This is a genomic window from Polaromonas sp. P1_E3 (genome assembly GCF_056405935.1).
In genome coordinates, this window is sequence record NZ_JBFUBD010000441.1 from 1 (window position 1) to 2,069 (window position 2,069).

Consider the following 2,069-nt stretch of genomic DNA (forward strand, 5'->3'; position numbering starts at 1 on the left):
ATGCGGAGGTGCGCAAATACTGGCCCGCGTTGCCCGACGGTGCACTCATGCCCGGTTATTCGGGTATACGCCCGAAGATCCAGGCGCCCCATGAGGCCGCCAGGGATTTTCTGATACAGGGCCCGCGTGAGCACGGCGTGGCGGGGCTGGTCAATCTCTTCGGTATTGAATCGCCGGGGCTGACAAGCTCACTGGCGATTGGCGACTATGTAGGCCGTCTGTTGCAACCGGCTTGATTTTCTATTGCGCCGCCCAGCCGCCATCCATGTTCCAGGCCACACCGCGCACGTTGTTGCCGGCCGGCGAGCAGAAAAACACGGCGAGCGCACCCAGCTCTTCGGGCGTGGTGAATTGCAGCGAAGGCTCTTTTTCGCCCAGCAGTTGCTGCTTGGCGGCTTCGTTGCTGATGTTGCCCGCAGCCGCCTTGGCATCCACCTGCTTTTGCACCAGGGGCGTCAGTACCCAGCCGGGGCAGATGGCGTTGCAGGTCACGCCGGTGGTGGCGTTCTCAAGAGCTGTGACCTTGGTCAGACCCACAATGCCGTGCTTGGCGGCAACGTAGGCTGACTTTTCAGCAGAGCCCACAAGGCCGTGGACCGAGGCTACATTGATGATGCGGCCCCAGCCCTTGCCACCGTTGGCGCTCAGCATGGCAGGCAATGCCAGGCGGGTGGCATGGAAAGCACTGCTCAGGTTGATGGCAATCACAGCGTCCCATTTCTCCACGGGAAAGTTTTCGATGCGGGCCACGTGCTGAATGCCGGCGTTGTTGACAAGGATGTCGACCTGGCCGAATTGCGCGGCAGCAAACCGCATCATGTCCTCGATGTCGGAGACCTTGCTCATGTCGGCACCGTGGTAAGCCACGCGCACACCCAGCGCCTCGATTTCGGCCTTGGGGCCGTCCACATCGCCAAAGCCGTTGATGACGATGTTGGCGCCTTGCGCCGCCAGCGCCTTGGCGATGCCCAGGCCGATACCGCTGGTCGAGCCGGTAACGAGAGCTGTTTTACCTTTGAGCATGATGTTTCTCCGGATGATTTACGATGGTTGAATTGGGATCCTGGACAGCGCGCAGCCTATGCAGCACCCGTCCAATTTTTCAAGCAATTATCAAGCCTTTGAATTGAACTGCCGCACCATGACCCAACCTACGCTGAACTACGTAAATTGCCCCGACGCCGCGGGCGGGCACCGCATGGCGTACTGGCAGTGGGGGCGCCCGGACAGCACGCACGTCGTGGTGTGCGTGCACGGCCTGTCTCGGCAGGGGCGCGATTTTGATGTGCTGGCACGCGCATTAAGCGACCAAGCCAACGTGCGTGTTGTCTGCCCTGACGTGGTGGGCCGGGGCGAAAGCGATTGGCTCAAGGATCCCATGGGCTACCAGTTGCGTACTTATGCGGGCGACATGCTGGTGCTTTTGGCCCAGTTGCACGCACAGGCGCCAATGGTTTCACTGGACTGGGTGGGCACCAGCATGGGGGGGCTGATCGGTGTCGCGGTATGCGGCACGCCTGGTCTGCCTTTGCCTGTATCAGTGCGCCGGCTGGTGCTCAATGACGTTGGCCCGGCCATCCAGTGGCAGGCGATCGTGCGGATCGGCACCTATCTGGGGCAGGCCGGTCACTTCGGGTCGGTGCAGGAAGCGGCCGATGCCATGTGGGCGATTTCCCGGAGCTTTGGCCCCCACACGCCCGAGCAGTGGCTTGCGCTGTCGCGTCCCATGCTCAGGCGCGTCTCGAGCGCTGCTGATGCGCCATGGCGGCTGCATTACGATCCCGCCATCGCTGTGCCCTTCAAGCAGGAAACCGAGCAATCCGCGCAGCAGGGCGAAATCATGCTCTGGCAGCTCTACGACAATATCAAGGCCGAAACGCTGGTGATACGCGGCGCACAGTCGGACCTGTTGAGCACCGGAACGGCCCAGGCCATGACGGCCCGCGGCCCGCGCGCCCGCGTGGTGGAGTTTGATGGCGTAGGCCATGCACCCACGCTGGTGGCTGCGGACCAGGTGGCCACTGTGGCGGGTTTCCTGCTTGGGTAGGCACCCCGCGGTATTTATTAAG

Annotated in this window: 3 protein-coding genes; 2 read left to right on the top strand and 1 reads right to left on the bottom strand. The window is 62.4% G+C overall.

What is annotated here, in order from left to right; all coding sequences use genetic code 11:
* A partial coding sequence (locus tag AC1D0Z_RS20295) for an FAD-dependent oxidoreductase (RefSeq protein WP_477659971.1) occupies positions 1-236 on the top strand: 236 nt, incomplete at its 5' end.
* A gap of 4 nt (positions 237-240) precedes the next feature.
* Here AC1D0Z_RS20295 and AC1D0Z_RS20300 read toward each other — a convergent pair.
* Positions 241-1,023, bottom strand: coding sequence for a 3-hydroxybutyrate dehydrogenase (locus AC1D0Z_RS20300; RefSeq protein ID WP_477659972.1), 783 nt, complete (start codon positions 1,021-1,023; stop codon positions 241-243).
* A gap of 118 nt (positions 1,024-1,141) precedes the next feature.
* Between AC1D0Z_RS20300 and AC1D0Z_RS20305 the strand changes: the two genes are divergently transcribed.
* Entirely contained in the window at positions 1,142-2,047 is a 906-nt protein-coding gene (locus tag AC1D0Z_RS20305; protein ID WP_477659973.1) for an alpha/beta fold hydrolase, read from the top strand.
* Positions 2,048-2,069: the final 22 nt, after the last annotated feature.

What these genes read in the sequence shown, in the direction of transcription:
- AC1D0Z_RS20300 (WP_477659972.1), bottom strand. Translation starts at nt 1,023, where the DNA reads ATGCTCAAAGGTAAAACAGCTCTCGTTACCGGCTCGACCAGCGGTATC.
- AC1D0Z_RS20305 (WP_477659973.1), top strand. Translation starts at nt 1,142, where the DNA reads ATGACCCAACCTACGCTGAACTACGTAAATTGCCCCGACGCCGCGGGC.